Annotated in this window: 23 protein-coding genes, 1 pseudogene and 1 riboswitch; of the genes and pseudogenes, 22 read left to right on the plus strand and 2 right to left on the minus strand. The window is 41.4% G+C overall.

Annotated elements, in window-relative coordinates; genetic code table 11:
- A pseudogene (locus HMPREF3057_RS10365) lies at positions 1-183 on the plus strand (peptide ABC transporter ATP-binding protein); the annotation flags it as partial.
- Positions 184-272: 89 nt separating this feature from the next.
- Here HMPREF3057_RS10365 and HMPREF3057_RS01460 read toward each other — a convergent pair.
- Entirely contained in the window at positions 273-1,712 is a 1,440-nt protein-coding gene (locus tag HMPREF3057_RS01460) for a TrkH family potassium uptake protein (RefSeq protein ID WP_001043426.1), read from the minus strand.
- Between the two features lie 3 nt (positions 1,713-1,715).
- On the minus strand, positions 1,716-3,065 hold the full coding sequence (gene trkA, locus HMPREF3057_RS01465; RefSeq protein ID WP_000706812.1) for a Trk system potassium transporter TrkA: 1,350 nt from the start codon (positions 3,063-3,065) through the stop codon (positions 1,716-1,718).
- A 400-nt stretch (positions 3,066-3,465) separates the two neighbouring features.
- Here trkA and HMPREF3057_RS01475 point away from each other — a divergent pair, with 400 nt between their 5' ends.
- The 21 genes from HMPREF3057_RS01475 to essC form a co-directional block, all read left to right on the plus strand.
- Entirely contained in the window at positions 3,466-3,969 is a 504-nt protein-coding gene (locus HMPREF3057_RS01475; protein ID WP_000181365.1) for a tRNA (cytidine(34)-2'-O)-methyltransferase, read from the plus strand.
- Between the two features lie 40 nt (positions 3,970-4,009).
- Positions 4,010-4,227, plus strand: a riboswitch (FMN riboswitch).
- Between the two features lie 153 nt (positions 4,228-4,380).
- Positions 4,381-4,944, plus strand: a complete 564-nt coding sequence (locus HMPREF3057_RS01480; protein ID WP_000185812.1) for an ECF transporter S component — start codon at positions 4,381-4,383, stop codon at positions 4,942-4,944.
- Entirely contained in the window at positions 4,934-5,584 is a 651-nt protein-coding gene (locus tag HMPREF3057_RS01485) for a phosphatase PAP2 family protein (RefSeq protein WP_033587277.1), read from the plus strand. Before HMPREF3057_RS01480 ends, HMPREF3057_RS01485 begins: the two co-directional genes overlap by 11 nt.
- A 27-nt stretch (positions 5,585-5,611) precedes the next feature.
- Complete coding sequence (locus HMPREF3057_RS01490) at positions 5,612-6,031, plus strand: hypothetical protein (RefSeq protein WP_000867351.1); 420 nt, start codon at positions 5,612-5,614, stop codon at positions 6,029-6,031.
- Between the two features lie 311 nt (positions 6,032-6,342).
- On the plus strand, positions 6,343-7,389 hold the full coding sequence (pheS, locus tag HMPREF3057_RS01495) for a phenylalanine--tRNA ligase subunit alpha (RefSeq protein WP_000103738.1): 1,047 nt from the start codon (positions 6,343-6,345) through the stop codon (positions 7,387-7,389).
- Positions 7,390-7,518: 129 nt separating this feature from the next.
- Positions 7,519-9,924, plus strand: a complete 2,406-nt coding sequence (gene pheT, locus HMPREF3057_RS01500) for a phenylalanine--tRNA ligase subunit beta (protein WP_070696077.1) — start codon at positions 7,519-7,521, stop codon at positions 9,922-9,924.
- A 250-nt stretch (positions 9,925-10,174) separates the two neighbouring features.
- Complete coding sequence (locus tag HMPREF3057_RS01505; RefSeq protein WP_049490243.1) at positions 10,175-11,068, plus strand: ABC transporter ATP-binding protein; 894 nt, start codon at positions 10,175-10,177, stop codon at positions 11,066-11,068.
- Positions 11,065-12,264 carry an ABC transporter permease gene (locus HMPREF3057_RS01510; protein WP_044020216.1) on the plus strand — a complete coding sequence of 400 codons (1,200 nt, stop codon included), beginning with the start codon at positions 11,065-11,067 and terminating at the stop codon, positions 12,262-12,264. The genes HMPREF3057_RS01505 and HMPREF3057_RS01510 overlap by 4 nt, the downstream gene beginning before the upstream one ends.
- Before the next feature lie 210 nt (positions 12,265-12,474).
- Positions 12,475-12,921, plus strand: coding sequence for a 50S ribosomal protein L13 (gene rplM, locus HMPREF3057_RS01515; RefSeq protein ID WP_001044624.1), 447 nt, complete (start codon positions 12,475-12,477; stop codon positions 12,919-12,921).
- Positions 12,922-12,939: 18 nt separating this feature from the next.
- A complete protein-coding gene (gene rpsI / locus HMPREF3057_RS01520) occupies positions 12,940-13,332 on the plus strand; it encodes a 30S ribosomal protein S9 (protein WP_000075969.1) in 393 nt (130 codons plus the stop codon).
- A gap of 301 nt (positions 13,333-13,633) precedes the next feature.
- On the plus strand, positions 13,634-14,023 hold the full coding sequence (locus tag HMPREF3057_RS01525) for a hypothetical protein (RefSeq protein ID WP_042903168.1): 390 nt from the start codon (positions 13,634-13,636) through the stop codon (positions 14,021-14,023).
- A 138-nt stretch (positions 14,024-14,161) separates the two neighbouring features.
- On the plus strand, positions 14,162-14,584 hold the full coding sequence (locus tag HMPREF3057_RS01530; RefSeq protein WP_049519735.1) for a hypothetical protein: 423 nt from the start codon (positions 14,162-14,164) through the stop codon (positions 14,582-14,584).
- Positions 14,577-16,247 (plus strand): cutinase family protein, encoded by a 1,671-nt coding sequence (locus HMPREF3057_RS01535; protein ID WP_042903196.1) that lies wholly within the window; start codon positions 14,577-14,579, stop codon positions 16,245-16,247. Before HMPREF3057_RS01530 ends, HMPREF3057_RS01535 begins: the two co-directional genes overlap by 8 nt.
- Positions 16,228-16,542 carry a hypothetical protein gene (locus HMPREF3057_RS01540; RefSeq protein ID WP_042903175.1) on the plus strand — a complete coding sequence of 105 codons (315 nt, stop codon included), beginning with the start codon at positions 16,228-16,230 and terminating at the stop codon, positions 16,540-16,542. The genes HMPREF3057_RS01535 and HMPREF3057_RS01540 overlap by 20 nt, the downstream gene beginning before the upstream one ends.
- 13 nt (positions 16,543-16,555) lie before the next feature.
- On the plus strand, positions 16,556-16,864 hold the full coding sequence (locus HMPREF3057_RS01545; RefSeq protein ID WP_083312792.1) for a hypothetical protein: 309 nt from the start codon (positions 16,556-16,558) through the stop codon (positions 16,862-16,864).
- A gap of 230 nt (positions 16,865-17,094) precedes the next feature.
- Complete coding sequence (locus tag HMPREF3057_RS01550) at positions 17,095-17,379, plus strand: WXG100 family type VII secretion target (RefSeq protein ID WP_001173991.1); 285 nt, start codon at positions 17,095-17,097, stop codon at positions 17,377-17,379.
- A 71-nt stretch (positions 17,380-17,450) separates the two neighbouring features.
- Positions 17,451-20,480 (plus strand): type VII secretion protein EsaA, encoded by a 3,030-nt coding sequence (esaA, locus tag HMPREF3057_RS01555; protein ID WP_049519734.1) that lies wholly within the window; start codon positions 17,451-17,453, stop codon positions 20,478-20,480.
- Positions 20,481-20,491: 11 nt separating this feature from the next.
- The gene (essA, locus tag HMPREF3057_RS01560; RefSeq protein WP_049519733.1) at positions 20,492-20,956 is read left to right on the plus strand and encodes a type VII secretion protein EssA; all 465 of its coding nucleotides are present in this window, start codon (positions 20,492-20,494) and stop codon (positions 20,954-20,956) included.
- Positions 20,957-21,022: 66 nt separating this feature from the next.
- On the plus strand, positions 21,023-21,262 hold the full coding sequence (locus HMPREF3057_RS01565; RefSeq protein WP_000434883.1) for an EsaB/YukD family protein: 240 nt from the start codon (positions 21,023-21,025) through the stop codon (positions 21,260-21,262).
- Positions 21,263-22,534, plus strand: coding sequence for a type VII secretion protein EssB (gene essB / locus HMPREF3057_RS01570; RefSeq protein ID WP_049519732.1), 1,272 nt, complete (start codon positions 21,263-21,265; stop codon positions 22,532-22,534).
- 21 nt (positions 22,535-22,555) lie between these two features.
- A partial coding sequence (gene essC, locus HMPREF3057_RS01575) for a type VII secretion protein EssC (RefSeq protein WP_070696081.1) occupies positions 22,556-25,015 on the plus strand: 2,460 nt, incomplete at its 3' end.

Below are 25,015 nucleotides of genomic sequence, written 5' to 3' on the forward strand. Positions count from 1 at the left end.
CTTCTATCTGCTGTACCGATTCCAGATCCAATCTTGGAACGCAAGAAGGTCTTGAAAGTTTACGATCCTGACCAACATGACTATGAGACAGACAAGCCATCTATGGTAGAAATTCGTCCAGGTCACTATGTTTGGGCCAATCAAGCAGAAGTTGCTCGATACAAAGAAGCTCTTAAAAAATAAACAGACTAGGAGAGGGCCGAAAGGTCTTCTCATTTTTAATAGAAAAAATTCCCCTTCTACTAGCTTGTAAAAGGGGAATTGTATTATCATTAACGTTTAGACCAGGTACGTTTCATAAAGAGTAGCAAAATTGGGTATATCTCTAAACGACCTGCAATCATTGCAAAGGAGAGTAGGATTTTAGAGATGGGACTAAAGATGGCAAAACTCGAGGTTGTACCTAGAATAGGTCCGATATTGTTAAAACAGCTGAAGACCGCACTGGTCACGACTAGAAAATCATTGCTATCAAGACTGACGATAAAGATGAGGGAGAGAATAATCATCATATAGATAGCAAAATATTTAAGAATCTTGTGCTGGGTATCCTTATCAATCACAGTTTTATTGACGTGTAGAGTCAAAACACGGTGAGGGGATAAGGTGGACAAAATCTGATTTTTTGCGATTTTAGAGAGGATAAGTCCTCTGATCACCTTAAGACCACCTGCAGTTGAGCCAGCTGATCCACCGATTCCCATGAGGAAGAGGAGGATAAATTGGGAGAAGAGGGGCCAGTTGGTAATATCTCCGTAACCAAAACCTGTTGTCGTGATGATATTGGAAACCTGGAAGAAGGCCATTTCAACACTCTTAGAGACACCTTGATAGAGGTGGAGTGTATTAAGCGTAATCAAGCCTGTAGAAACTAGGACAATGATGATATATGCTCGTAGTTCTTCATCTCCCAAGAAAGCCTTAACCCGACGGAGCATGAGGTAGTAGTAGAGATTGAAGTTAACTCCAAAAACCAGAACTCCGATACTAACTAGATAGGTGATGAGCGAGCTACCATAGTGGGCAATTCCGTCGTTATAGACGGTAAAGCCCCCAGTTCCTGCCGTTCCCATAGCGATGACAAAACTATCATAGAGAGGCATGCCTGCTAGATAGTAGATAACCACAAAAAGGGAGAAGAGAGCCAGATAAAGCAGATAGAGAATCTGGGCAGTGTTTTTTAGCTTGGATACGACCTTGCCAAAGACAGGTCCAGGGACCTCAGCCTTCATCACCTCCAAGTGGCTATTCTTGGCATTGTCCATAATGGCAAGTGCAAAGACGAGTACCCCCATCCCTCCGATCAAGTGGGTGAAACTTCGCCAGAAGAGGAGGGAACGAGTGAGAACGGAAACATCGTTCAGAATAGTTGCTCCTGTAGTCGTAAATCCAGAACTGATTTCAAAGAAGGCATCGATGACGCTGGGGATTTGTCCTGAAAAGACAAAGGGGAGGCCGCCAAAGAAAGACCATAAAATCCAACAGAGGGCAACAATTAAGACCCCTTCCTTGGCATAAATCCGTTGATTTTTCGGTTTCCGTAAAACGCCTAGACCACCGAGAAGGACTAAAATGCCAATCGTAGAAAAGAGAGCGATAAATACTTGATTGGATTCTTGGTAATAGATCGCTACACTAACAGGGACTAGGAGAAGAACAGCCTCAATCAAGAGAAGTTTTGAGAGGAGGTAACGAATCATACTTTTATTCATTTTTTACCTCTCAATCAAATCATAGATTTTGGTGATGTTTGGCAATAAGGTCGTCACGAGTAACTTGTCTCCCACCTCAAGTATATCCTCTCCAGTAGGGAAGATTGTTTTTCCTTTTCGGATAATGGCTGCGATGAGAACCTCTTTTTTCAATTTCAACTGTGATAGAGGTTTGGCAGTCATTTTATTAGCTTCCTTGATTTGGAATTGGAGAGTTTCAATTTGACCGTTTGCTAGATGGTGCATGGCTTGAAGGTCTGAGTACTGAGCGTTTACTCGACCACGGATAAAGTGCATAATGGTATCTACTGCGATGCTTTTTGGTGTGATGATACTTGAAAAATCAGGTGCGTGGATAATCTCTAGAAGGCTTGTTCGGTTGACCTTGGTGATATTCTTATGGACGCCAACACGGTCAAGAAACATAGAAGTGATGATATTTTCCTCATCAACTCCAGTCAAGGTTGCGACTGCGTCATAGTGGGGAGCACTTTCTTCCAGCAAAATGTCTTTTGCAGTTCCATCTCCTTGGACAATATAGAGATTGGGGAACTTTTCACTGAAGAAACGAGCTCTTTCAGGATTGATCTCGATGACCTTGGTATCAATGCGACTGTCTTTTAAAATCCCTAGTAGATAATAAGCAATCTTTCCAGCTCCAACGATAAGTAAGCTTTTAACTGCGCGAGATTTAAAATAGTTATGGAAAAGCATCATATCTACACGATTTCCCGTAACAAAAATCCTATCCTTGTCTTGGATAGTAACATCACCACTTGGAATCATCAGTTGATGATCTCTCTCCATAGCACAGACAATGATATTGCCAAACTTTTTACGGAAGTCTGAGATTGGCATTTGACAAAGACCGCTAGAATCCTTGACAACAAACTCCATGAGACTGACCCGACCTCCAGCAAATCGTTCGACAGAGAGGGCATTAGGGAAATCAATGATATTTGAGATCGCACGCGCTGCTAGGAGTTCTGGATTAACGATAAGTGAAAATCCAAGAATATTTTTCTCTTTAAAATAGGCATTAGAGTATTCAGGATTTCGCACCCGAACGATGGTTTCTTTAGCCCCCATTTTTTTAGCAAGTACCGCTGAAATCATATTCACTTCATCGTGTTCGGTTAGGGCGATAAAGATATCGCACTCTTGAACACCGGCTTGCTCCAAGATGGCAAAGTCAGCACCATTTCCAAGGAGACCTATGATATCATAGCGACTGACAATGTGATTGAGGACAGCCTCATCTTGTTCGATGAGGACAACGTCATGGTTTTCTGCAACCAGTGAACGACAGAGGGCGAAACCAACTTTCCCTCCACCAACGAGGACAATTTTCATATAAAAAACCTACTTTTTCATGATGTAACTATCATACCCTTTTTTAGCAAAAAATGCACTTGCTAAGGCGATTTTTAAGGGAAGAAAGGCCTTTTTCACGTTTTGAAGATACATTTGCTTAATTTCTATAACGATGTCTCCGATTTGAAGTGATTTGGCTCTTTTACTATACCTTTTCAGAAAGGGAATGACCAAACATGAAAATATCATCAAAAAAAGTAAAAAAATCAAGTCATTTCTATTGACAATGATTCTGAAAGTGTTATACTAAGAAAGTAGTTTCGCTGATTTACTTCAAACCTGTTGTGAGGTAAGTTAACGATGCCTTAACCACGCTGTTTGCTGAGCTTGACTCCGGGCAGTGTGGCTATTTTTTTGCAATGATAAAAGGAAACCCGTAATGACAAATCACATTGTATTATTTGAACCTCAGATTCCACAAAATACAGGTAACATTGCGCGTACTTGCGCTGCGACCAATTCTCCCCTCCACATCATCAAACCGATGGGATTTCCGATTGATGATCGGAAGATGAAGCGGGCTGGTTTGGACTACTGGGATAAGCTTGAGATTTATTTTTATGACAGTTTGGAAGATTTCATGTCTCAGATGAAGGGTAAACTCTATCTGATTTCAAAATTTGCGGAAAAGGTCTATTCTGAAGCAGATTTGGCAAGTGGTTGGGATCATTATTTTCTCTTTGGACGTGAAGACAAGGGCTTGCCTGAGGACTTTATGCGAGAACATCCTGAGAAAGCTCTCCGTATTCCTATGAACGATGAGCATGTTCGCAGCCTCAATGTTTCCAATACCGTATGCATGATTGTCTATGAAGCGCTCCGTCAGCAGAATTTTGCAGGTCTTGAGCTTGTTCACACCTATGAAGCAGATAAATTGAAATAATCAAAATGCTTGCACTTGCAAGCGTTTTTTGTTATGATTAAAAGGTCTTCAGGGCTGGGTGAGATTCCCGACCGGCGGTGACTTTAACTAGCTATTTTGGCTTTCTCTTCGTTGTCTTGTCTCGATATACTTAAGTATTATCTTCGACTGCGACGCCTAGATTAATCCAAAATATCTTAGTTAAAGAAGTCCGCGAGCGCAAGCTGATGTGGTGCGATTCCACAACCGACAGTATAGTCTGGATGGGAGAAGACGAAAGAATGGCTTTGTCTGTTCTAATGAGTTTATAGATGAATTGCAACCGCTTGCTCAAAAGAGTGAGAGGGAACTTTTGGGATATAAAAAGTGAGAATAGATAGAGGGATCCTTTCCAACTTCTTCTGATTTTATAGAAAATTGGAGGAACCTGTTATGACAAACACACGTCGAATTTCGACCATTGCGATTTTATCAGCCATTTCATTTGTGCTGATGTACTTTGACTTTCCGCTCTTGCCAGCGGCGACCTTCCTCAAGATCGAGTTTAGTATCTTGCCAGTCCTTGTGGGCTTGGTAGTGATGGATTTGCCTGCTGCTCTCGGGATTCTCTTGCTACGATCACTCTTGAAGTTGCTTCTGAATAGCCAAGGAGTGAACACTTACATTGGGTTGCCAATGAATATCGTAGCCTTGGGAGTTTTTGTTATCGCTTTTGGTTTGATTTGGAAAAAGGAACGTAGCACTCTTCGTTTTCTACTGGCATCTCTAGCGGGAACTATTGGATTGACTTCTGCCATGTTGGTTCTCAACTATGTCTATGCGGTTCCTTTATACGCGCAGTTTGCCAACTTTGATATTAGAGAAATTATAGGACTTTCTAACTACTTGATGACCATGGTATTACCTTTCAACTTGATTGAGGGTGTAATCTTTTCCGTTTCATTCTGGTTGTTATACGTCCTCTTGAAACCAACCTTAAAATATTATGAGAGATAAACAAACATTTTTAATGAAGGGCAGTTTTGCCCTTTTACTTTTCGTCCTTCTTGGCTATATGGTCAAGTTTTACCCCGAAACGCTGGTCGGTTTTGATCAACCGCTTCAGACTGTTCTTCGTGGGGACTTGCCAGATTATTTGACAGTTCTGTTCCGAGCCCTTACGCATTTGATTGATATCCCAGTAATCATTACCTGGGTTGCCATTGCAGCCTTTATCTTTTATCGTAAGCAGTGGAAGATAGAAAGCTACTTCATGGCGGGTAATCTAGCCTTAGCCGGTCTTTTAATCGTGACCTTTAAAAATATCTACCAGCGCCCACGGCCAGCTATTTTACACTTGGTAGAGGAGAGGGGATTTTCTTTTCCAAGTGGCCATTCTCTGGCAGTGACTCTGATGGTAGGGACTTTGATTGTCATTCTCAGTCAACGGATTAAAGATCCGGTTTGGAAAAAAATTGTGCAAATCGTCCTTGGCTTCTACCTAGTCAGTGTGTTGCTATCTCGGGTCTATCTGGGAGTTCACTACCCATCAGATGTTCTTGCCAGTTTCTGTGTGGGTTTGGGGGTCTTGTTTATCGAATTTCCTTTCTATGACAAGCTTCGCTTCCAATGGCGATTTAAAGGCAAGCAGAAGTGAGCATCAAATTCCTTTGAGGAAAAAGAAATGAAAGTCAATATAACAGATCTCCATCCGACTCAACTATACTTATCAGAAAAGAAGTTACAAGATATCCAGATGCTTTATCAGTCGGTAGAAATAATCAATGTTGCTCCAATCAGTGTTCTTGCATTCGGAGACTGCTTGTTGATTACAGACGGGCATCACAGGGCTTATCAGGCTTTATTGGCAGGTAGGGATACGATTTCTGCTAAGTGGGATAGAGATGGTGGCGATGAACTGTATTATCTCTATGCGCAAGCTTGTGAGGAAAGAAAGATTTACTCTGTTCTGGATTTAAAAAATCATATCGTATCTCAAGATGAGTATGAAGCAAAATGGTATAACTGGTGTGATGGTTTTAATCAAGCAGCAACTCTTTTATTGAAAAGGAAAGCAGGTGAAACAGATCCTACAAATAGGTAATGCATTGTGTCTTGTTCCTTTTTATATTGAAATTAGTCTAATCTAACTTGTTTTTTAACTAAAAATCTGATAAACTAAGTAGTAATTGAATAGGAATCCGCAAGACTAGTAACTCAAGGGAAGTATATCAGGGAGGAGAGCCGTGACTGCAAGTTCTCTATATGAAAGCTGGGTGAATTCACTTGCGCATGGATTTAGAAATGAAGGTCTGACTTGTCAGATGAAAACGGATGGTACCGCGTGTCAACGCTCCGAGTGGAGTTTTTGGCATGTGGTTTTCTTTTTATCTACGAGGGACTGATGGAGGAATTATGTCAACTATTGAAGAACAATTAAAAGCGCTTCGCGAAGAAACGCTGGCTAGCTTGAAGCAGATTACTGCTGAAAATGAAAAAGAGATGCAGGACTTGCGTGTCTCTGTCCTTGGTAAAAAAGGGTCGCTTACTGAAATCCTCAAAGGGATGAAAGATGTCTCTGCTGATATGCGTCCAATCATCGGGAAACACGTCAATGAAGCGCGTGATGTCTTGACAGCTGCTTTTGAAGAAACAGCTAAGCTCTTGGAAGAAAAGAAAGTAGAAGCTCAACTAGCAAGTGAGAGCATCGATGTGACACTTCCAGGTCGCCCAGTTGCGACTGGTCACCGTCACGTTTTGACACAAACCAGTGAAGAAATCGAAGATATTTTCATTGGGATGGGTTACCAAGTCGTGGATGGTTTTGAAGTGGAGCAAGACTACTACAACTTCGAGCGTATGAACCTTCCAAAAGATCACCCAGCTCGCGATATGCAGGATACTTTCTACATCACAGAAGAAATCTTGCTTCGTACTCACACGTCTCCAGTTCAGGCGCGTGCGATGGATGCTCATGATTTTTCAAAAGGTCCTTTGAAAATGATCTCACCAGGGCGTGTGTTCCGTCGTGACACGGACGATGCGACCCACAGTCACCAATTCCACCAAATCGAAGGCTTGGTTGTTGGGAAAAACATCTCTATGGCAGATCTTCAAGGAACCCTTCAGTTGATTGTGCAAAAAATGTTTGGTGAAGAGCGCCAAATTCGTTTGCGTCCATCGTATTTCCCATTCACAGAGCCATCTGTTGAAGTGGATGTTTCTTGCTTCAAGTGTGGTGGAGAAGGCTGTAACGTATGTAAGAAAACAGGTTGGATTGAGATTATGGGTGCCGGTATGGTTCACCCACGTGTCCTTGAAATGAGTGGAATCGATGCGACTGTTTACTCTGGCTTTGCCTTTGGTCTTGGACAAGAGCGTGTCGCTATGCTCCGTTACGGAATCAACGATATCCGCGGATTCTATCAAGGAGATGTCCGCTTCTCAGAACAGTTTAAATAAGATTGAAACCTAAAACACAGTCCTATACAGTCCTAGTTATTTTCTCTTGATGAGAATGGTGAGGACTGACTCGAAGAAAAAGAAAGGAATTGAAAAGGTCTTATTCGGTGAGATCTTACAATCAGAATTATGCTTGTATCTTATAAATGGTTAAAAGAATTGGTGGACATTGATGTGCCATCACAAGAGTTGGCTGAGAAAATGTCAACTACAGGGATTGAGGTCGAAGGTGTCGAATCACCGGCTGCCGGTCTCTCAAAAATTGTCGTCGGTGAGGTCTTGTCTTGCGAAGATGTGCCAGAAACACACTTGCATGTCTGTCAGGTTAACGTTGGCGAAGAAGAAGCCCGTCAGATCGTTTGTGGTGCACCGAATGTACGTGCTGGAATCAAGGTCATGGTAGCTCTTCCAGGAGCTCGTATCGCGGACAATTACAAAATCAAAAAAGGGAAAATCCGTGGTTTGGAGTCACTTGGAATGATCTGTTCACTTGGTGAACTGGGAATTTCTGACTCGGTCGTACCGAAGGAATTCGCAGATGGTATTCAAATCTTGCCTCAAGATGCAGTACCAGGTGAGGAAGTCTTCTCATATCTAGACTTAGATGATGAAATCATCGAACTTTCTATCACACCAAACCGTGCAGACGCTCTATCTATGCGTGGGGTGGCTCATGAAGTGGCAGCCATCTATGACAATGCAGTCAACTTTAAAGAATTCAGTTTAACAGAAACAAATGAAGCTGCAGCAGACGCCCTTTCTGTAGGCATTGAGACAGACAAGGCGCCTTACTATGCGGCCCGTATCTTGGATAATGTGACCATCGCACCAAGTCCACAATGGTTGCAAAACCTCCTTATGAACGAAGGTATCCGTCCAATTAACAATGTCGTAGACGTAACCAACTACATCCTGCTTTACTTTGGTCAACCGATGCATGCCTTTGACTTGGATACTTTTGAAGGGACCGACATCCGTGTGCGTGAAGCGCGTGCTGGTGAAAAATTGGTGACCTTGGACGGTGAAGAGCGTGACTTGGAAGCAAATGACTTAGTCATCACTGTCGCAGACAAGCCAGTAGCCCTTGCAGGTGTCATGGGTGGTCAAGCAACAGAAATCTCTGAAAATTCTAGTCGTGTTGTCCTTGAAGCAGCTGTTTTCAATGGCAAATCGATCCGCAAGACTAGCGGACACCTCAACCTTCGTTCTGAGTCGTCTTCTCGCTTTGAAAAAGGCATCAATGTGGCAACTGTTAATGAAGCCCTTGATGCTGCAGCGAGCATGATTGCTGATCTTGCAGGTGCGACGGTGCGTAAGGGCATCGTTTCAGCGGGGGAGCTTGACACTTCAGATGTGGAAGTTTCTTCAACCCTTGCAGACGTTAACCGCGTCCTTGGTACGGAGCTTTCCTATGCTGATGTGGAAGATGTCTTCCGTCGTCTTGGCTTTGGCCTTTCTGGCAATGCAGAAAGCTTTACAGTCAGCGTACCCCGTCGTCGTTGGGATATCACTATCGAAGCTGACCTCTTTGAAGAAATCGCCCGTATCTATGGTTATGATCGCTTGCCAACTAGTCTTCCAAAAGATGACGGTACAGCTGGTGAATTGACTGCGACACAAAAATTGCGTCGCCAAGTTCGTACCATCGCTGAAGGAGCAGGTTTGACAGAAATTATCACCTACGCTCTGACAACTCCTGAAAAAGCAGTTGAGTTTACAGCTCAACCAAGTAACCTTACAGAACTCATGTGGCCAATGACAGTGGACCGTTCCGTTCTCCGTCAAAATATGGTCTCAGGTATTCTTGATACAGTGGCCTACAACGTGGCTCGTAAGAACAAAAACTTGGCTCTTTATGAGATTGGAAAAGTCTTTGAACAAACAGGCAATCCGAAAGAAGACCTACCAAACGAAATCAACAGCTTTGCCCTTGCTTTGACAGGCTTGGTTGCAGAAAAAGACTTCCAAACAGCAGCAGTTCCAGTTGATTTCTTCTATGCTAAGGGAATCCTTGAAGCGCTCTTTACTCGCTTGGGACTAGAAGTGACTTATACAGCAACAGCTGAGATTGCAAGTCTCCATCCAGGACGTACAGCCGTGATTTCACTCGGCGACCAAGTTCTTGGTTTCCTTAGCCAAGTGCATCCAGTCACTGCCAAGGCCTACGATATTCCAGAAACGTATGTAGCTGAGCTCAACCTTTCAGGCATCGAAGCTGCCCTTCAACCAGCTGCTCCATTTGTAGAAATCACTAAATTCCCAGCAGTCAGTCGTGACATGGCTCTACTCCTCAAGGCAGAAGTCACTCATCAAGAAGTTGTAGACGCTATCCAAGCTGCAGGCGTGAAACGTTTGACAGATATCAAACTCTTTGACGTCTTCTCAGGCGAAAAACTGGGAGTTGGCATGAAGTCAATGGCCTATAGCTTGACCTTCCAAAATCCAGAAGATAGCTTAACAGACGAAGAAGTCGCACGCTATATGGAAAAAATCCAAGCATCACTCGAAGAAAAAGTGAATGCAGAAGTGCGTTAATAGTCTAAAATCCATCCCTCGGGGTGGATTTTTAGTTTCAAAAGGACAGTTCAGAAGAGAAAAGCGATAGTTGAGGAGGAAGCCATCTCAGAAAGTCTTTAATGAGTTATACTAAAGCTATCGCTGAAGCACTTAAATTTATTAGAGATAGGATACTTTTGCTACTTATAATCCGATAAAATGGACATAAATCGTTGTAAAGGCTATCAAAAAGGAGTATAATAAGTGCAACATATCTCGGAGGTGGAAAATGTTAGAAGTAAGAAATCTAGAGAAAAGTTTCGGTCCCAAGCAAGTCTTGTTTGGTGTCGATTTTCAGGCAAGTCCAGGAAGGATTCTGGGCTTGGTCGGGAAGAATGGTGCTGGGAAAACAACGATTTTCCACAGTATGTTGAAATTTTTAGAGTATCAAGGAGAGATCAGTCTGGATGGACAGGAGATTCGTCAGGAAACCTATGCTCGGATTGGTTATCTGCCTGAGGAACGCAGCCTTATGCCCAAGCTGACAGTCCTTGAGCAAGTTCGCTACTTGGCGACTCTAAAAGGCATGGATGCTAAGGAAGTCAAGGAAAAACTCCCTCAATGGATGGAAAAATTGGAAGTGAAGGGCAAATTGACTGATAAAATCAAGAGCCTCTCCAAAGGGAATCAACAGAAAATTCAGCTGATTATCACACTGATCCATGAGCCTGACTTGATTATCTTGGATGAGCCTTTTAGTGGACTGGATCCAGTCAATACTGAGTTGCTCAAGCAGGTCATCTTAAAAGAAAAAGAGCGTGGTGCAACCATTATCTTTTCTGACCATGTCATGACCAACGTTGAGGAACTTTGCGATGATATTCTCATGATTCGTGATGGGCGTGTGGTCTTGCATGGACCAGTTCAGGATGTTCGCAATCAATACGGGAAAACACGTCTCTTTGTTTCAAGTGAACGAAGCAAGGAAGAACTGGAAAAACTTCCTCACGTCAAACAGGTGAGCTTGACCAAGCAAGGTAGTTGGAAATTGATCCTAGATGATGAAAGTGCTGGAAGGGAACTCTTCCCCATCCTCACTCAAGGTCAATATATTGCGACCTTTGACCAACAGGCTCCAACAATCGATGAAATCTTTAAACTAGAATCAGGGGTGGAAGTATGAGAAATATGTGGGTTGTAATGAAGGAAACCTATCTTCGACATGTCAAGTCGTGGAGTTTCTTCTTTATGGTGATTTCGCCGTTCCTCTTTTTAGCCTTATCTGTAGGAATCGGCTATCTCCAAGGGTCTTCTATGGCCAAGAATAGCAAGATAGCAGTAGTAACAACTGTGCCATCTGTGGAAGAAGGGCTCAAGGGTACCAATGGTATCAACTTTGATTATAAGGATGAAGCCAGTGCTCAAGCTGCTATCAAGGATGAGAAAATCAAGGGTTATCTAACCATTGACCAAGAGGACAGCGTCCTCAAGGCCGTCTATCACGGTGAAACTTCTCTTGAAACAGGCATCAAGCTAGCAGTAACCAATAAACTCAATGAGCTTCAATACCAACTCAATCGCTCGGCGGCTAATTTGTCTCAAGAACAGGAAAAACGTCTGAGTCAAACTGTTGATTTTACTGAGAAGATTGATGAATCTAAGGAAAACAAAAAAATTGTTCAAACCATTGCAGCCGCAGGGCTTGGCTTCTTCCTTTATATGATTTTGATTACCTATGCTAGTGTCACTGCTCAGGAAGTGGCTAGCGAGAAAGGAACCAAAATCATGGAAGTGGTCTTCTCTAGTATCCGAGCAAGTCATTATTTCTACGCTCGCATGCTGGCTCTGCTTCTTGTGATTTTGACTCATATTGGCATTTACGTCGTGGGTGGTTTGGCTGCCATTCTGCTCTTTAAAGACATCCCTATCTTGGCACAATCTGGAATTTTAAATCATCTAGGAGAGGCCTTCTCGCTCAATACCTTATTGTTTGTCTTGGTTAGCCTCTTTATGTACGTTGTTTTAGCAGCCTTCCTAGGATCTATGGTTTCTCGCCCTGAGGATTCAGGAAAGGCCTTGTCGCCATTGATGATCTTGATTATAGCAGGATTTGTCGGAGTGACTTCTCTAGGTGCTGCTGGGGACAATTTAGTTCTGAAAATTGGTTCCTATATTCCTTTCATCTCGACCTTCTTTATGCCGTTTAGAGCTATAAATGGGTATGCAAGTGGTCTAGAAGCTTGGATTTCCCTTGCTATAACGGTTGTTTTTGCAGTCACTGCAACTGCCTTTATCGGACGCATGTATGCTAGCCTAGTCCTTCAAACGGATGATTTGGGAATCTGGAAAACCTTTAAACGTGCCTTAGCTTATAAATAGGAGAGCCTCGCAAAAGCGAGGTTTTTCTAGATGTTAAACACTGAAATCGGCAAAAATATTTTTCATATCTATTGACTTTTAGTAGTGAAATTTGGTATGATAGTAGACGGTATTGTTTACCCCATTTGTAAGGCCCCGGAACCTTTCAAATACCCCGCGGACCGGAACATCCGCCCTGTAAACAAAAACGATATTCATATAGGAGAAATCATGAACAAAACTACATTCATGGCTAAACCAGGCCAAGTAGAACGCAAATGGTACGTTGTTGACGCAACTGATGTACCTCTTGGACGCCTTTCAGCAGTTGTTGCTAGCGTACTTCGCGGAAAAAACAAACCAACATTCACACCACACACTGATACAGGTGACTTCGTAATCGTTATCAATGCTGAAAAAGTTAAATTGACTGGTAAAAAAGCAACTGATAAGATCTACTACACTCACTCAAACCACCCAGGTGGATTGAAACAAATCTCTGCTGGTGAACTACGTTCTAAAAATGCAGTACGTTTGATCGAAAAATCAGTTAAAGGTATGCTTCCACACAATACTCTTGGCCGCGCTCAAGGTATGAAATTGAAAGTATTCGTTGGAGCTGAGCACACTCACGCTGCACAACAACCAGAAGTTCTTGATATTTCAGGACTTATCTAAGGAAAGGAACAATAAAGTATGTCACAAGCACAATATGCAGGTACTGGACGTCGTAAAAACGCTGTTGCACGCGTTCGCCTTGTTCCAGGAACTGGTAAAATCACTGTTAACAAAAAAGATGTTGAAGAGTACATCCCACACGCTGACCTTCGTCTTGTTATCAACCAACCATTCGCGGTTACTTCAACTGTAGGTTCATACGACGTTTTCGTTAACGTTGTTGGTGGTGGATATGCTGGTCAAGCAGGAGCTATCCGTCACGGTATCGCTCGTGCCCTTCTTCAAGTAGACCCAGACTTCCGCGATTCATTGAAACGCGCAGGACTTCTTACACGTGACTCACGTAAAGTTGAGCGTAAGAAGCCAGGTCTTAAGAAAGCTCGTAAAGCATCACAATTCTCAAAACGTTAATCAATACGATTATATCAACGTTTCGAAGCACTTCATGGTTCACACCATGGGGTGTTTTTTTGATTATTTTTAGCAAAATTCACACTATTGTTTCTTTGCATTCAACTCAAATTCTTCTGGTCAAATTATTAACAAATCTTCAAGATGAGGGATTGGTGAAATAGGCTGTTTGAGGCTTTTATGCTATACTAGTTTTAATGACAATCTTCTATTTCTAAAGCAACAATAGATCCGTAATTTGTTTTTAATTAAGGAGTTTTGGATTGTAAGAGGGAGATGATATATCTGAAGGAGCATCATTATGAAAAAACGTACCTTGCTTTGTCTAGTTTTGGCCCTTGTAGTATTTGGAGGCGGAGCATGGCTAGCACAAGAAACAAATTTATTTCTAAGCCCACGAGCTAAGCAGTTAGCTTATCTGAAGGAGCATGAAGAAGAAATTGTAAAATTTGTAAAGTCTAAAAATTCAAAGATTGAATCTGTTCAGATTGCTTGGGATGAAACTAAATGGGAAAAAGTTGGGAATGGGACCCCTCAAGGAGGCGGAGAAATTGTAAATGTATATGGTGGTTTTAATCATATTGAGTCCTCCTCTTGGAATGTTACTTTTGATATTGAGAATGACAAAATTATTCCTAATTCAATGGCTTTAGCCAATTATTTACGAATGGGAGGAAGGATTTTTGACTAACAGTAATTTAAAAAACTTTGATAATTTTTACTCAAATTTATCATCACTCATTCCCTATTGACTTACAATACTTGCCAAAAGTATTTTTTTACATTCATGATATAATAAACTTAGATTCCGCGACATAGGAGGAAAGAGATGAAAAAGCGTACTTTACTTTGTCTAGTTTTAGCCCTTGTAGTATTTGGAGGAGGCGCATGGATGGCACAGGAAACAAATCTATTTGGAGGAGTATTTCTTAGTCCGCGAGCCAAGCAGTTGGCATATCTGAAGGAGCATGAAGAGGAGATGGCGAACTTCATAAAGTCTAGAAATCCTAAAGTCGAAAGTGTCCAGTTTGATTGGGATAGTATGGAAGTTGGTCAGATAGGAAATGGAACTCCTCAAGGAGGCGGTTATATGCTAACATTTAAAGGGCGTATAAACAATATAAAGGAAAGCAGTTTTACTCTTGGATTTCCTTTGGATAATAACAGGTACTCCTTGCCTAACCTTGAGAGGATTTCTGAAATGCAACCCATAAGAATTTTACGAGATGGTGGATGGTTTATATATGAGTAATAGCAATTTAAAAAATTTTGATAATTTTTATGCAGATTTGGCGCAGTCGGCATATGCTAATCGCCCTAATAATTTTCCGCCTTTAAATAATTCAAAAACTTTTCAAGATTTTAACTTTTCTGAAGATATAGTTTTTGACGGTGAAATCACACCCGGAGGTAAGAACCTTCCTCATAATGGTAGAGTCTACTTGCAACCAGATCCTGAGTTGCGAGATACTTATAAAGTCACATCGATACCAGTTCCTGATGCGAATGGGATGAGGCAGGATGTTCATCACAAACGTTATCAAAAAGGATTGTTAACTGATGATGAAGCTGGTTTCAGTGCCTACTACTTAACGGATACGCCAACCTTGACTAATGATACCAAGAAAACCTATATGGCTATCCGCGGAAGTGATGCCATCAGTAAAGAAAATTGGAACGACTGGGTTGACAACGATGCTAAGTTCGCTCTCAATCATATCCATACGCCGCAAGCCAAGTTAGCGACAGTAGGAATGAAAACGAAGATTGCAGAGATGACTGAAAAAGCTCCGCAAGCTACGATGGACATCACAGGTCACTCCTTAGGAACCATTGTCTCTGCGCAAGGGGTAGCTGGCCTCAGTGATGAAGAACTGGAGAAAATCGGCAAAGTGGTCCTCTTTGACGGCCCGGACACGACAAAGAGTTTAAAGAAAATGGGACTCAGTGATGAGAAAATCAAAAAGATCAGCGAAAAAATCGAGTACTATGTCAATCCATTTGATGTCGTGGGGATGCTCAATCGTGAGCATACCATCACCAAATTACCGGGGGACTCCGATGAACCTCTTAAGAAACCCGTCGGTAAAGTCAATGTCCTCGTCCCCTTGCATTATACCCAGATTACTGATCCGGAAAGTTCCCATGACTTTGGTGTTTTCCAATCGGATGGGAAGGGAAATTTATTGACTGCTTCAGAGGATTTTCACCCAGAATTGCTCAGGGCAGGTGAAAAGCTGGCTCGACTGATAGCGACAACCTTGGATTCCCTCCGGGCTTTAGGAGTCGATGAAAATGTAGCCTCAAATGTTTTAAATTCCATTATGAGAGGTGAGTTTAAAATAAAGGCAGCTATTGGTTATTCAGTTTACGAGAATTTTACAACTGAATATAGCAAGATCGTCGAAGAAGCTCGTAAAGAATCGATAAAATGGGATAGAGAAGCTATTCCTCGTTATCAGGAACAACTGAGAAATGGCAATCTTACAGGAGAAAAGAGGATTTTGGTTCGAGCTCAGTTGCTTCAGACAGCAGCCCAGTTGGCAAATTTTGACATGGAAGACAAAGTTAAATCTGTGAAAACCTTACTTTCAGATGCTAAGGAAGATATTCAAAACATGATAAAAGAAACAAGACAGACAGCCTTTGACATGGTTGGATATTTGTCAAGTTCAGAAGTTACAAATCTACTTTCTGGTTTTGACACAACAAGCTTTTGGGATGAAGGCGTTGCAAGTGACACGAAGACAGCAGCAACATCCTTCCTGACACAAATCGAGCAACTAGGGGAGAGCTTGGTTAAAGCTAGTGGTTCCTTTGAAACCATAGATACAAATAGTGCTGAAGATTTTAACAATCTATTGGCGGATGTAAAACAAACATGGAGGGAAAAAAATGTTAGTCTTAACGGATGAGGATACTTTAATTACAAGAGAGCAACTCGACAGAGGCTTCAAAGAAAGAATGAAGGAACAAGAACGCCAAGCAGTCAGGGCCTTAGTAACTGCAAAAGAACTGTCAATCCTTGCTAAAGGAGTGGAGTTAGCTAAAAAGTTGCAAGAAGCAGCTTCAGATATGCAAGAGTACGCTTCTAAGACTTATGTAAACAATATTAAGGGTGGATTTGAGGGCAAGGCCGCTGATGCTGCCGAAACTTACTTGACCCAGACCATGCAAACCCCTGCTTTACAAAGTCCGATCAAGAACTAGGAGAAAACTTGTGATGGATAAAAAGCAACTTCAGAAACTAGAGGATGAGCATAATCGTAAAATACGAAACTTAGAGCGTTTGGAGATGGATTTGGATGATGATTTCCACAAGTTTAGTAGGGAGACGGATAATCTCCTAGAGGCGCTTTCCTATGCATGCAGAGACAGTAGTTTTGCTGAAATTCAACCATATATCTTTGAGATAGAGAACAATTTAGATAACTATCATCAACTTTACAAGAGTCGCATAGAGAATGTGTTGGAAGCTCGCCATCAAGAGAATAAAAACTTTCATAGAAAGTTAGAAGAAAAGAACGTTTAACAAATATACCTTATAAAAGAAGGATGATATGAGTTTGTTATACTTTGTTATTATAAATAAAAAAAAGAAGTAATTATACAAGAAAAGTAGATAATTTAATCCTTCTTACTAGTTTTTAGATGGAAACAGCTCTTATTTTTTATAAATAGAATAAAAAATGAATTTTAAACTTGCAATTGAGGCAAATTATTGATATAATGAGGGCATAAATTAATATAAAGGAGTTTCACATGGCTTTAATTCAATTAACAACAGAAGAATTGCGCACCTCTGCTCAAAAGTACACTCAAGGTTCTGAGGAAGTAAGACAAGTACTTCGTACATTAACTCAAGAGCAAAATACTATCCGAGACAACTGGAAAGGTGCTGCTTTTGAGAGCTTTGATCGCCAATTCACAGAATTGTCTCCAAAAATTGAGGAGTTTGCAACTTTGCTTGATGAAATCAATGCTCAATTGAACAAGGTTGCTGAAATTGTTGAACAAAACGACCAAGATCTTGCATCACAAATTTAATTTGTTATATAAGTGGCTTTAGGAGGGCGAGAGCCTTCCTATTTTTTATGACGGAGAAGATTTAAAGTAATATGAAGAAGAATAGAATTTTTAAATATATAGGAAGTAGTCTGCTGGCATTAGGATTGCTTGCATTGATTATTTTTTTGAATCTATCTGTTCAAAAAAATACAACGATTAGCAATGAAAATAATGCAAAGGCTAATCAGCAGACAAAATTAAATGTAGCTATCGTAAATGAAGATAAGCCTGTCTACGTAGATACAAAAGAATACAATCTAGGTGCTAGTTATGTAAAAAATATCGAGCGTGATAATTCACAAAACTGGTCTGTTGTCCCTCGTGGAGCAGCTGATTCTGGGTTAGAAAGTGGGAAATACCAACTCGTTTTAACAATTCCTAGTGACTTTTCTGAAAAAATACTCGATATTAACAGCATCAATGTTGACAAGACAACCATCAATTATAAGGTGAATGCGCAAGGAAATTTGCAAGTAGAAAATGATGCAAATAAACTAGCGAAAGATATTGTTGCTGATTTGAATGGTCAGTTAGTCGATATGTATATGGCTAGTATTTTGAACAACCTTTATACAGCACAAAAGAATGTCCAAGCTAGCTCACAGATACAAGCGACCAATATCGGAAACTATCGTACGAATTTATATAATACAGCTATCAACTCTAAAAATCTTTTCCCAACTCTCTATAGTATGTCTAGTTCCTCTGTTGACGCCAACAGTGCTTTAAAGACAGGTTTGGATAGTTATTCTCAGATTTTTGGTCGTTATGACGTTTCACAGATTGCCTATGGTAAAAAGCTTGACACTCTGCTTCAGGATAGGGTCACTGAGAAGAAAAATCATGCGGATGTTATCACTGGGCTCATTTCTCAGAGTTGGGAAGACGTTAAGGGACAAATTGAAACTTATAAGGAATTAATTAAAGCTCAACGTATTCTGACTTCTAATATAGATGGAACACCAGCATCCACTGATGGAACGTCACCAGAAGTTGAGGCTCACTATAAAAAAGTAGCAGATAATATCAGCAAAGAGATTGCTACTTTAGAGACCAATCTAACAGATGAAAGAACCAAGTTTGAGAATCATAAAAAGGATATTCGTAACTTTGTCGATGAAAAATTAGCTGCTTATTATGAGACAAGTGAGAAGAATAATATCACTCTCGGTCAATTTTTGGATAAAGCTGCAAATAAGGACCTAGAGAAGGTTGAGGAATCTCTAAAAACGCAGCTGGCTTCTGCAATCTCAGAACTACCCAAAGAAGACTTTAGTGGAAAAGAATTTAGTGGTTTTGGTATGACACCAATCACAATTCCTTCTGTAAACTATACTGAATTAAAAACAATCAAAGAGCCTAGTGACGAAATCAATTCGACTGATTTGAAGAATTTGGAAGATCTGGCAATCTCGAGTACGAGTGCTGTTGGACGAACAGGAACAAAGGCTAAGGTATCATGGAAGGCTGGAACAGGAGTGACGGTTCATTCGGTCACTTATGATGGCACACCAGTTGAGTTTGGTCAAGAAATTGATTTGAAGACGGGTGGAACTTTCAAAGTAGCCTATAGTGTTGCAGAGGCAGCTCCGACTCCAACTACAAGTTCAACTGGGGCTCCAAGTCCAACTCCAAAAGCGGAGCCAAAGACTGTTGATATTTCCTTGAATGATGTCCAAGCAGCTAGTGCTCCAGTAGATGTGTTACGTGTTCAGCAAGCAGCAGTGTCTTATGGACAAAAGGTTCAGAAAATAGCTTCTGACTACCAAAAGGTACAAGCACTCACACAAGCATATAATACTGTCAAAGAGTTAAAAAATAGTAATGTGTCTAAAGCATTGTCAGATATTTGGTTTGAAGCGATTGATTCAAATCTGAAGAAGTATGAAGACAGCCTGACTGCACCTGCTAGCGATACAGATAAAGAGGGTGCTAAAGAGAAAGTAGATAAAGCCTTGTCAGAACTGACTACTCTCAAGCCTGTTCTAGAAAAAAATGTGAAGGATGTTTTGGCTACCAACCAAGAATTGGATACAAAAATCAAGAAACAGTTAGAGTTGTACGAGCAGTTGGAAGGGAAGCTAAAGGATTTGGTTGAGAAGCAAGGGGGGAGCAATTCTGCTTTTGAAGAGACTGATAAACAATTGGCCACCCTAAATTCGGATTATGCAGCTCTCTTGTCAGAAACTACGGGTGTGAAGGAATCTTCTCAAAGTAATGTCAAAGCTGCAGAGTCTGTGAATGAGACTTTAGGTAATTTCAATCGTGAATTGTCAAACGCTCAAACAAGTACTGAAAAGTTGTCACAAGATGCTGACTCCTTGATGACGCAGTTTAACGAAGAATTGACTAATAATGGAAACTTTGTAGAATCCTTTGTGAAGGTTCTGAATAATGCCTATCAAAATGGGGTACCAAACGAAGTATTGTTGAACTTCTTATCCAATCCTGTTACCCAAAATGCTACTTCAGTAAAAGCTACTGTCAATGTTTACCGTCCATTTACATGGATTTTACTATTGGAGATTGTTAGCCTCTTTACAGCCTATCTGTTTGCAACTCAAAACGTTATTCGCAAAGTCAAAGATAAGTTCAAACTTGATAAGTTACATGATACAGACTTGATGACGGTAACCATCCTATCTGCTTTAAGTCTCGTTGTCGGATTGGTAGTTGGTGTTGTATCAAGTGTTCAGCTACAGGTTGGTCGTGAGTATCAACCATCTTGGGTTCTATTAATTGTTTTAGCCGCATTTGTACTGATTCAAGGACAATATCTATTGCTTAAACATTTCCGAGTGATTGGTATGGGACTCTCCTTCTTTATGATGATTAGCTTTGTCTACCTATCAAATGCTATTGGGACAACAGCAAGTTTAACTGGTTTCCCAGCCTTTATCAAAAACCTCAATGCGTTATCGATATTAGAAGGTTTGCTCTCAGGATACTTTGATGGACATCCAGCAGCAATTATCGCTTTTGTTGCAACGATTGTTGTCATAGCTGTTTTACTTGTTATAAATGTTTTTATCAGGGAAAGTAGTTTGTGGTTTCAAGCAAGCCAAGCTGAGAAAGAATAGAAATTAGAAATATGAAGAAAATCATTCTTTTCCTTCTTACCTTAGTAACATGTGCAGCAGTCTCTGGGGCTGCTGCAGATGATTTGAAGGATAACAGTCTGCAGATTGATGATTCCCGACTTGAAAAGAAAGAGGGATTGAAATTTGGTCTACAGTCTGAACAAATCAAGGAGCTTTTTAATGAAGCGACTCAAAAGAGGTTGCAGGACATGCAACAGCATCAAGAGGAACAGTTGATCACAGAAAGGGGCCAACTGTTTTCTGCTATACAGAGACCAGTGAAAAAATCTTCTGAAGAACAGTTGTTTCAGCCCAATGCTCAAAAAACAATTAAATTTCAAACAAATATAGGCCATGTAGAAAAAGGTGGTCTGAATGAATTTCTTCCAGAGATATTCTATGTGGTGTTGATTTTCTTGCTTTTTGGAGCAACGGCAGTAATGAGTTATCGTGTGATGGTAGAAGGGATGGACTAATTTTACAACTAGTCTGTCTAAATAACTTAGAAAAGGATAAACCAAACATAGGAGGCGTGAAAAAAGGTGGAGCAACATATCAATATTACCCTACGTTTGAGAGAAAGAGATGTGGATATTCGCATTCCACGGCGAATTGAAGTGCGCCGGCTGGTGCGAGAAGTGGATACGATTTTTAATCCAGGTATCAAGCGAAAAAAATATCAATTAAGAATTGTCAATAAAGGTTTGTTGATTGATGAAGGGAAACATCTGTCTGATTATCCTATGACGACAGGAGATTTAGTAGAAATTGAGGAGATATAGGTGGCTGAAGAAAAATTTGAATTTGGTGGACAGTCGTTTGTCTATGAAAAAAATGAAACAAACTGGGAATTAAAACTCAAACGTTCAGATGTTGCGAGTCAAGATTTACGGGAACTCTTACTATTGGATTTGCATCATCCATTCTTTTTGGAGCAATCGATGGTGTCTGATGAGGATAGTGTCACCTTCTCCTATCAAGTCGAAGCTCATGGACTGACTTATGAGGAAATAAAGGAACGTACCATTTCGGAAAGAATCCGTTTGGCCCTAAACGTTTTTCGTCTAGAGGGCGCCTTGGAGTTACCTGTGACTTTCCTTTTGCACCCAGTAAATCTCTTTATTACCAAGGATGCTCAGGCTAAGATTGCTTATCGTGGAATTCCTGGTCTGATGGTTCCTCAATCCATATCCTCAGAAGATTTTTTACGCCAGGCTAAATGTTTTACAGTAACACTATTTAGCGATTTGGATTTCATGGATCTTTATAATGGTTCCTTGGAATTAGAGACCTTGCCCGACTTCTTAAATGACCTATGTCAGGCAGATGATATAGAGGCTGCAGTAGCTGTTTTGGAGAAGTACTACACGGAGAAGGCTGCGAAAGAACGGGCAGATTTGGTCTTGGTTCCAAGTAGACGCCATCGTGTCTTTAAACTGGCAACGATTTGGTTAACAGCCAGCGTTGTCTTGTTGATCGTTCCACTGATCTATCTGATTTTTGTGCAAAATCCTTTCAAAGAAAAGATGTTGCAGGCAGATACTGCCTTTATTAAAGTTGATTATAGTGGTGTTATTACAGAATTAGAGAGAATTGATCCAGCTAGCTTGCCGAATACGCAAAAGTATGAGTTGGCTTACTCTTATATTCAGGGGTTGGAATTTTCTTCTGAACAAAAGAAAGTCATCTTGAACAACGTAACACTCAAGTCAGATGAGCTTTATTTGACTTACTGGATCCAGGTTGGGCGCAATCGCTTTGAAGAGGCTCTTGATATTGCCAAACGGATTAACGACAGTGACTTGATTCTCTATGCTTTGACTCAGGAAATCAAGCAGGTTCGAGAAGATGGCAACTTGTCAGGGAAAGACCGTGAAAGTAAGTTGAATACTTTGGAAAGCGAGTATAAGAAATACTGGGATAGTCGAAGTGAGCTACTAACGAGTGAATCAAGCTCCAATGCTTCTACAACTCCTAACCCTCAAGACAAGGCTTCTGAAACCAAACCGTCATCTGAGAAGAAACCTGTTCCAAGTAGCTCCTCTAGCAATTAAAGTAGACCAAGGAGAGAAATTATGAAAAAACAAATCATTTTCTACAGCCAAAGTCTGCGTTATGAAGTAGAACTGAGTGCAGATAAGACGGTCTTGGTCGGGGCGACTGAAAAGGCCCAAGTCTACCTTTCTCAACAGGAAAGACCGATTCAGCTCAAGGTCGATGGTGACGAGGTCTTTTATCAGTACGACGATGAAGTGGGACTCTTGAAAGATGGTCTGCGTTTGGGTGAGGTCGTCTTTTATCTCCGAGAAGGGGAGCCAAGGGTTTATGACCTTTTGGATTTATCAGAGTTTCAGATTGGCTCTCAAAAAGGTGCATTGATCACACTAGATGGAGATGTTGAACTCTTACTCCAAAAATCCCAAAATCAATGGAAGCTAACTCGACTAAAAGGCGCATTTTATCGAAACAATCATCTGGAACAAATGGACCAGCAATTGATTGGTTTTGGAGATGAGTTGAGTCTAGGGGCGGTGACGATCAAGTTCTATCCTGATGAAGTATGGGTTCAGGGTCCTGCCCAAGTTGGGCCACAACTGACTCTGAGAGAACCATCTCGATATGGTTTTTATGAAGATTATCCAGATTATCATCGTTCTCCACGGATCATCTATCGTGGTAGCGAAGATAAAATCTTGATCAATCCCCCAGGCCAGGAGCCGGTTAAGCCGAGCGATGAACTGTTAAAGCTGATCGTTCCTCCTTTAATGATGGTCGGGGTAACTGTCTTGATCACCTTGATTCAACCTCGAGGGATCTATATTCTTGCGACAGTAGGGATGTCCATAACCACAATGATTTTTTCTATCCGTGGTTTTATCAAAAATCGTAAAAAGTACAAGGCTGATAAGAAGGAACGGGTCGATCTCTATCGCCTTTACCTGAAAGATAAGGTCAAGGAATTGACTCGTCTGGAGCGAGAACAAAAAGAAGGGATGCACTATCATTTTCCAACGATTTTAGAATTGACGGACTTGGTTGAGAGTTACAATCACCGGATTTATGAAAAGACTCCCTTGCATTTTGACTTTTTATACTATCGTTTGGGACTCGGGAAAATGCCGACTAGCTATGACTTGAAATACGGTCAACAGGAGCGTAGCGGTAAGAAGGATGCTCTAGAAGAAGAGGGTTACGCTCTCTATAGTCGTCACAAAAAAATCCCAGATATGCCAATCCCGGCAAACCTCAGCCATGGACCGGTGGGTTATATTGGACCTAGAAATCTCGTCCTAGAGCAACTGCAGCTTTTGGTGATGCAGCTAGCGACTTTCCATTCTTATCATGATGTGCAGTTTATTACGATCTTACCTGAAGAGGAAAAAGAGCAATGGTCTTGGATGCGTTGGCTTCCTCATGCCAAACTGCAAGAACTCAATGTCCGCGGTTTTGTCTACAATCAACGAACACGGGACCAAGTTCTCAATAGTTTGAACCAGATCTTGAAACTACGTCGTAGTCAAAAGGAAGAAGCATCCCACAAGGAGAGCACCCTCTTCCATCCTCATTACGTGGTTTTAGTGACCGATGAGAAGCTGATTTTGGATCATATCATCATGGAGTTCTTTACCGAAGATCCAACGGAATTAGGCTGTTCTCTCATCTTTGTAGAGGATGTCATGAGTTCCTTGTCTGAGAACATCCAAACAGTGATCAATATTAAGGACCGCAATACGGGCCAACTGGTCATGGAAGAAGGAGTTTTGAAAGAGACGGACTTCCGTTTGGACCATTTCCCAGCAGATTATGATAAGGAGCGGATCGCCCGTACCTTGGCACCGCTCAATCACCTCCAAAACCTGAAGAGTTCGATCCCAGATTCTGTGACCTTTATGGAAATGTATGGGGCGGAAACCTTTGAGGATTTGCAGGTATCGAGCCGTTGGAAAAAGAACGCACCTTACAAGAGTTTGGCTGTGCCGATTGGTCTGCGTGGTCAGGATGACCTTGTTCAGCTCAATCTGCATGAAAAAGCCCATGGACCACATGGTTTGATCGCAGGGACGACTGGTTCAGGGAAGTCAGAAACCATCCAATCCTATATCTTATCCCTCGCTGTTAACTTCCACCCTCATGATGTGGCTTTCTTGCTGATTGACTATAAGGGTGGTGGGATGGCCAATCTCTTTAAAAACCTTCCCCATCTCTTGGGGACGATTACCAACTTGGATGGTGCCCAATCTATGCGGGCCTTGGCTTCGATCAATGCGGAGATCCATCGTCGTGAACGACTCTTTGGAGAGTTCGAAGTCAACCATATCAATCAATACCAGAAGAAGTTTAAAAACGGAGAAGCGACAGAACCGCTCCCTCATCTCTTCCTTATCTCAGATGAGTTCGCAGAGCTCAAGGTCAACCAGCCCGACTTTATCAAGGAGTTGGTATCTATCGCGCGTGTCGGACGTTCCCTCGGTGTCCACTTGATCCTAGCAACTCAAAAGCCATCAGGTGTGGTGGATGACCAAATCTGGTCCAAC

Origin of the sequence: Streptococcus sp. HMSC072D05, assembly GCF_001815805.1 — a bacterium.
Lineage (GTDB): Bacteria > Bacillota > Bacilli > Lactobacillales > Streptococcaceae > Streptococcus.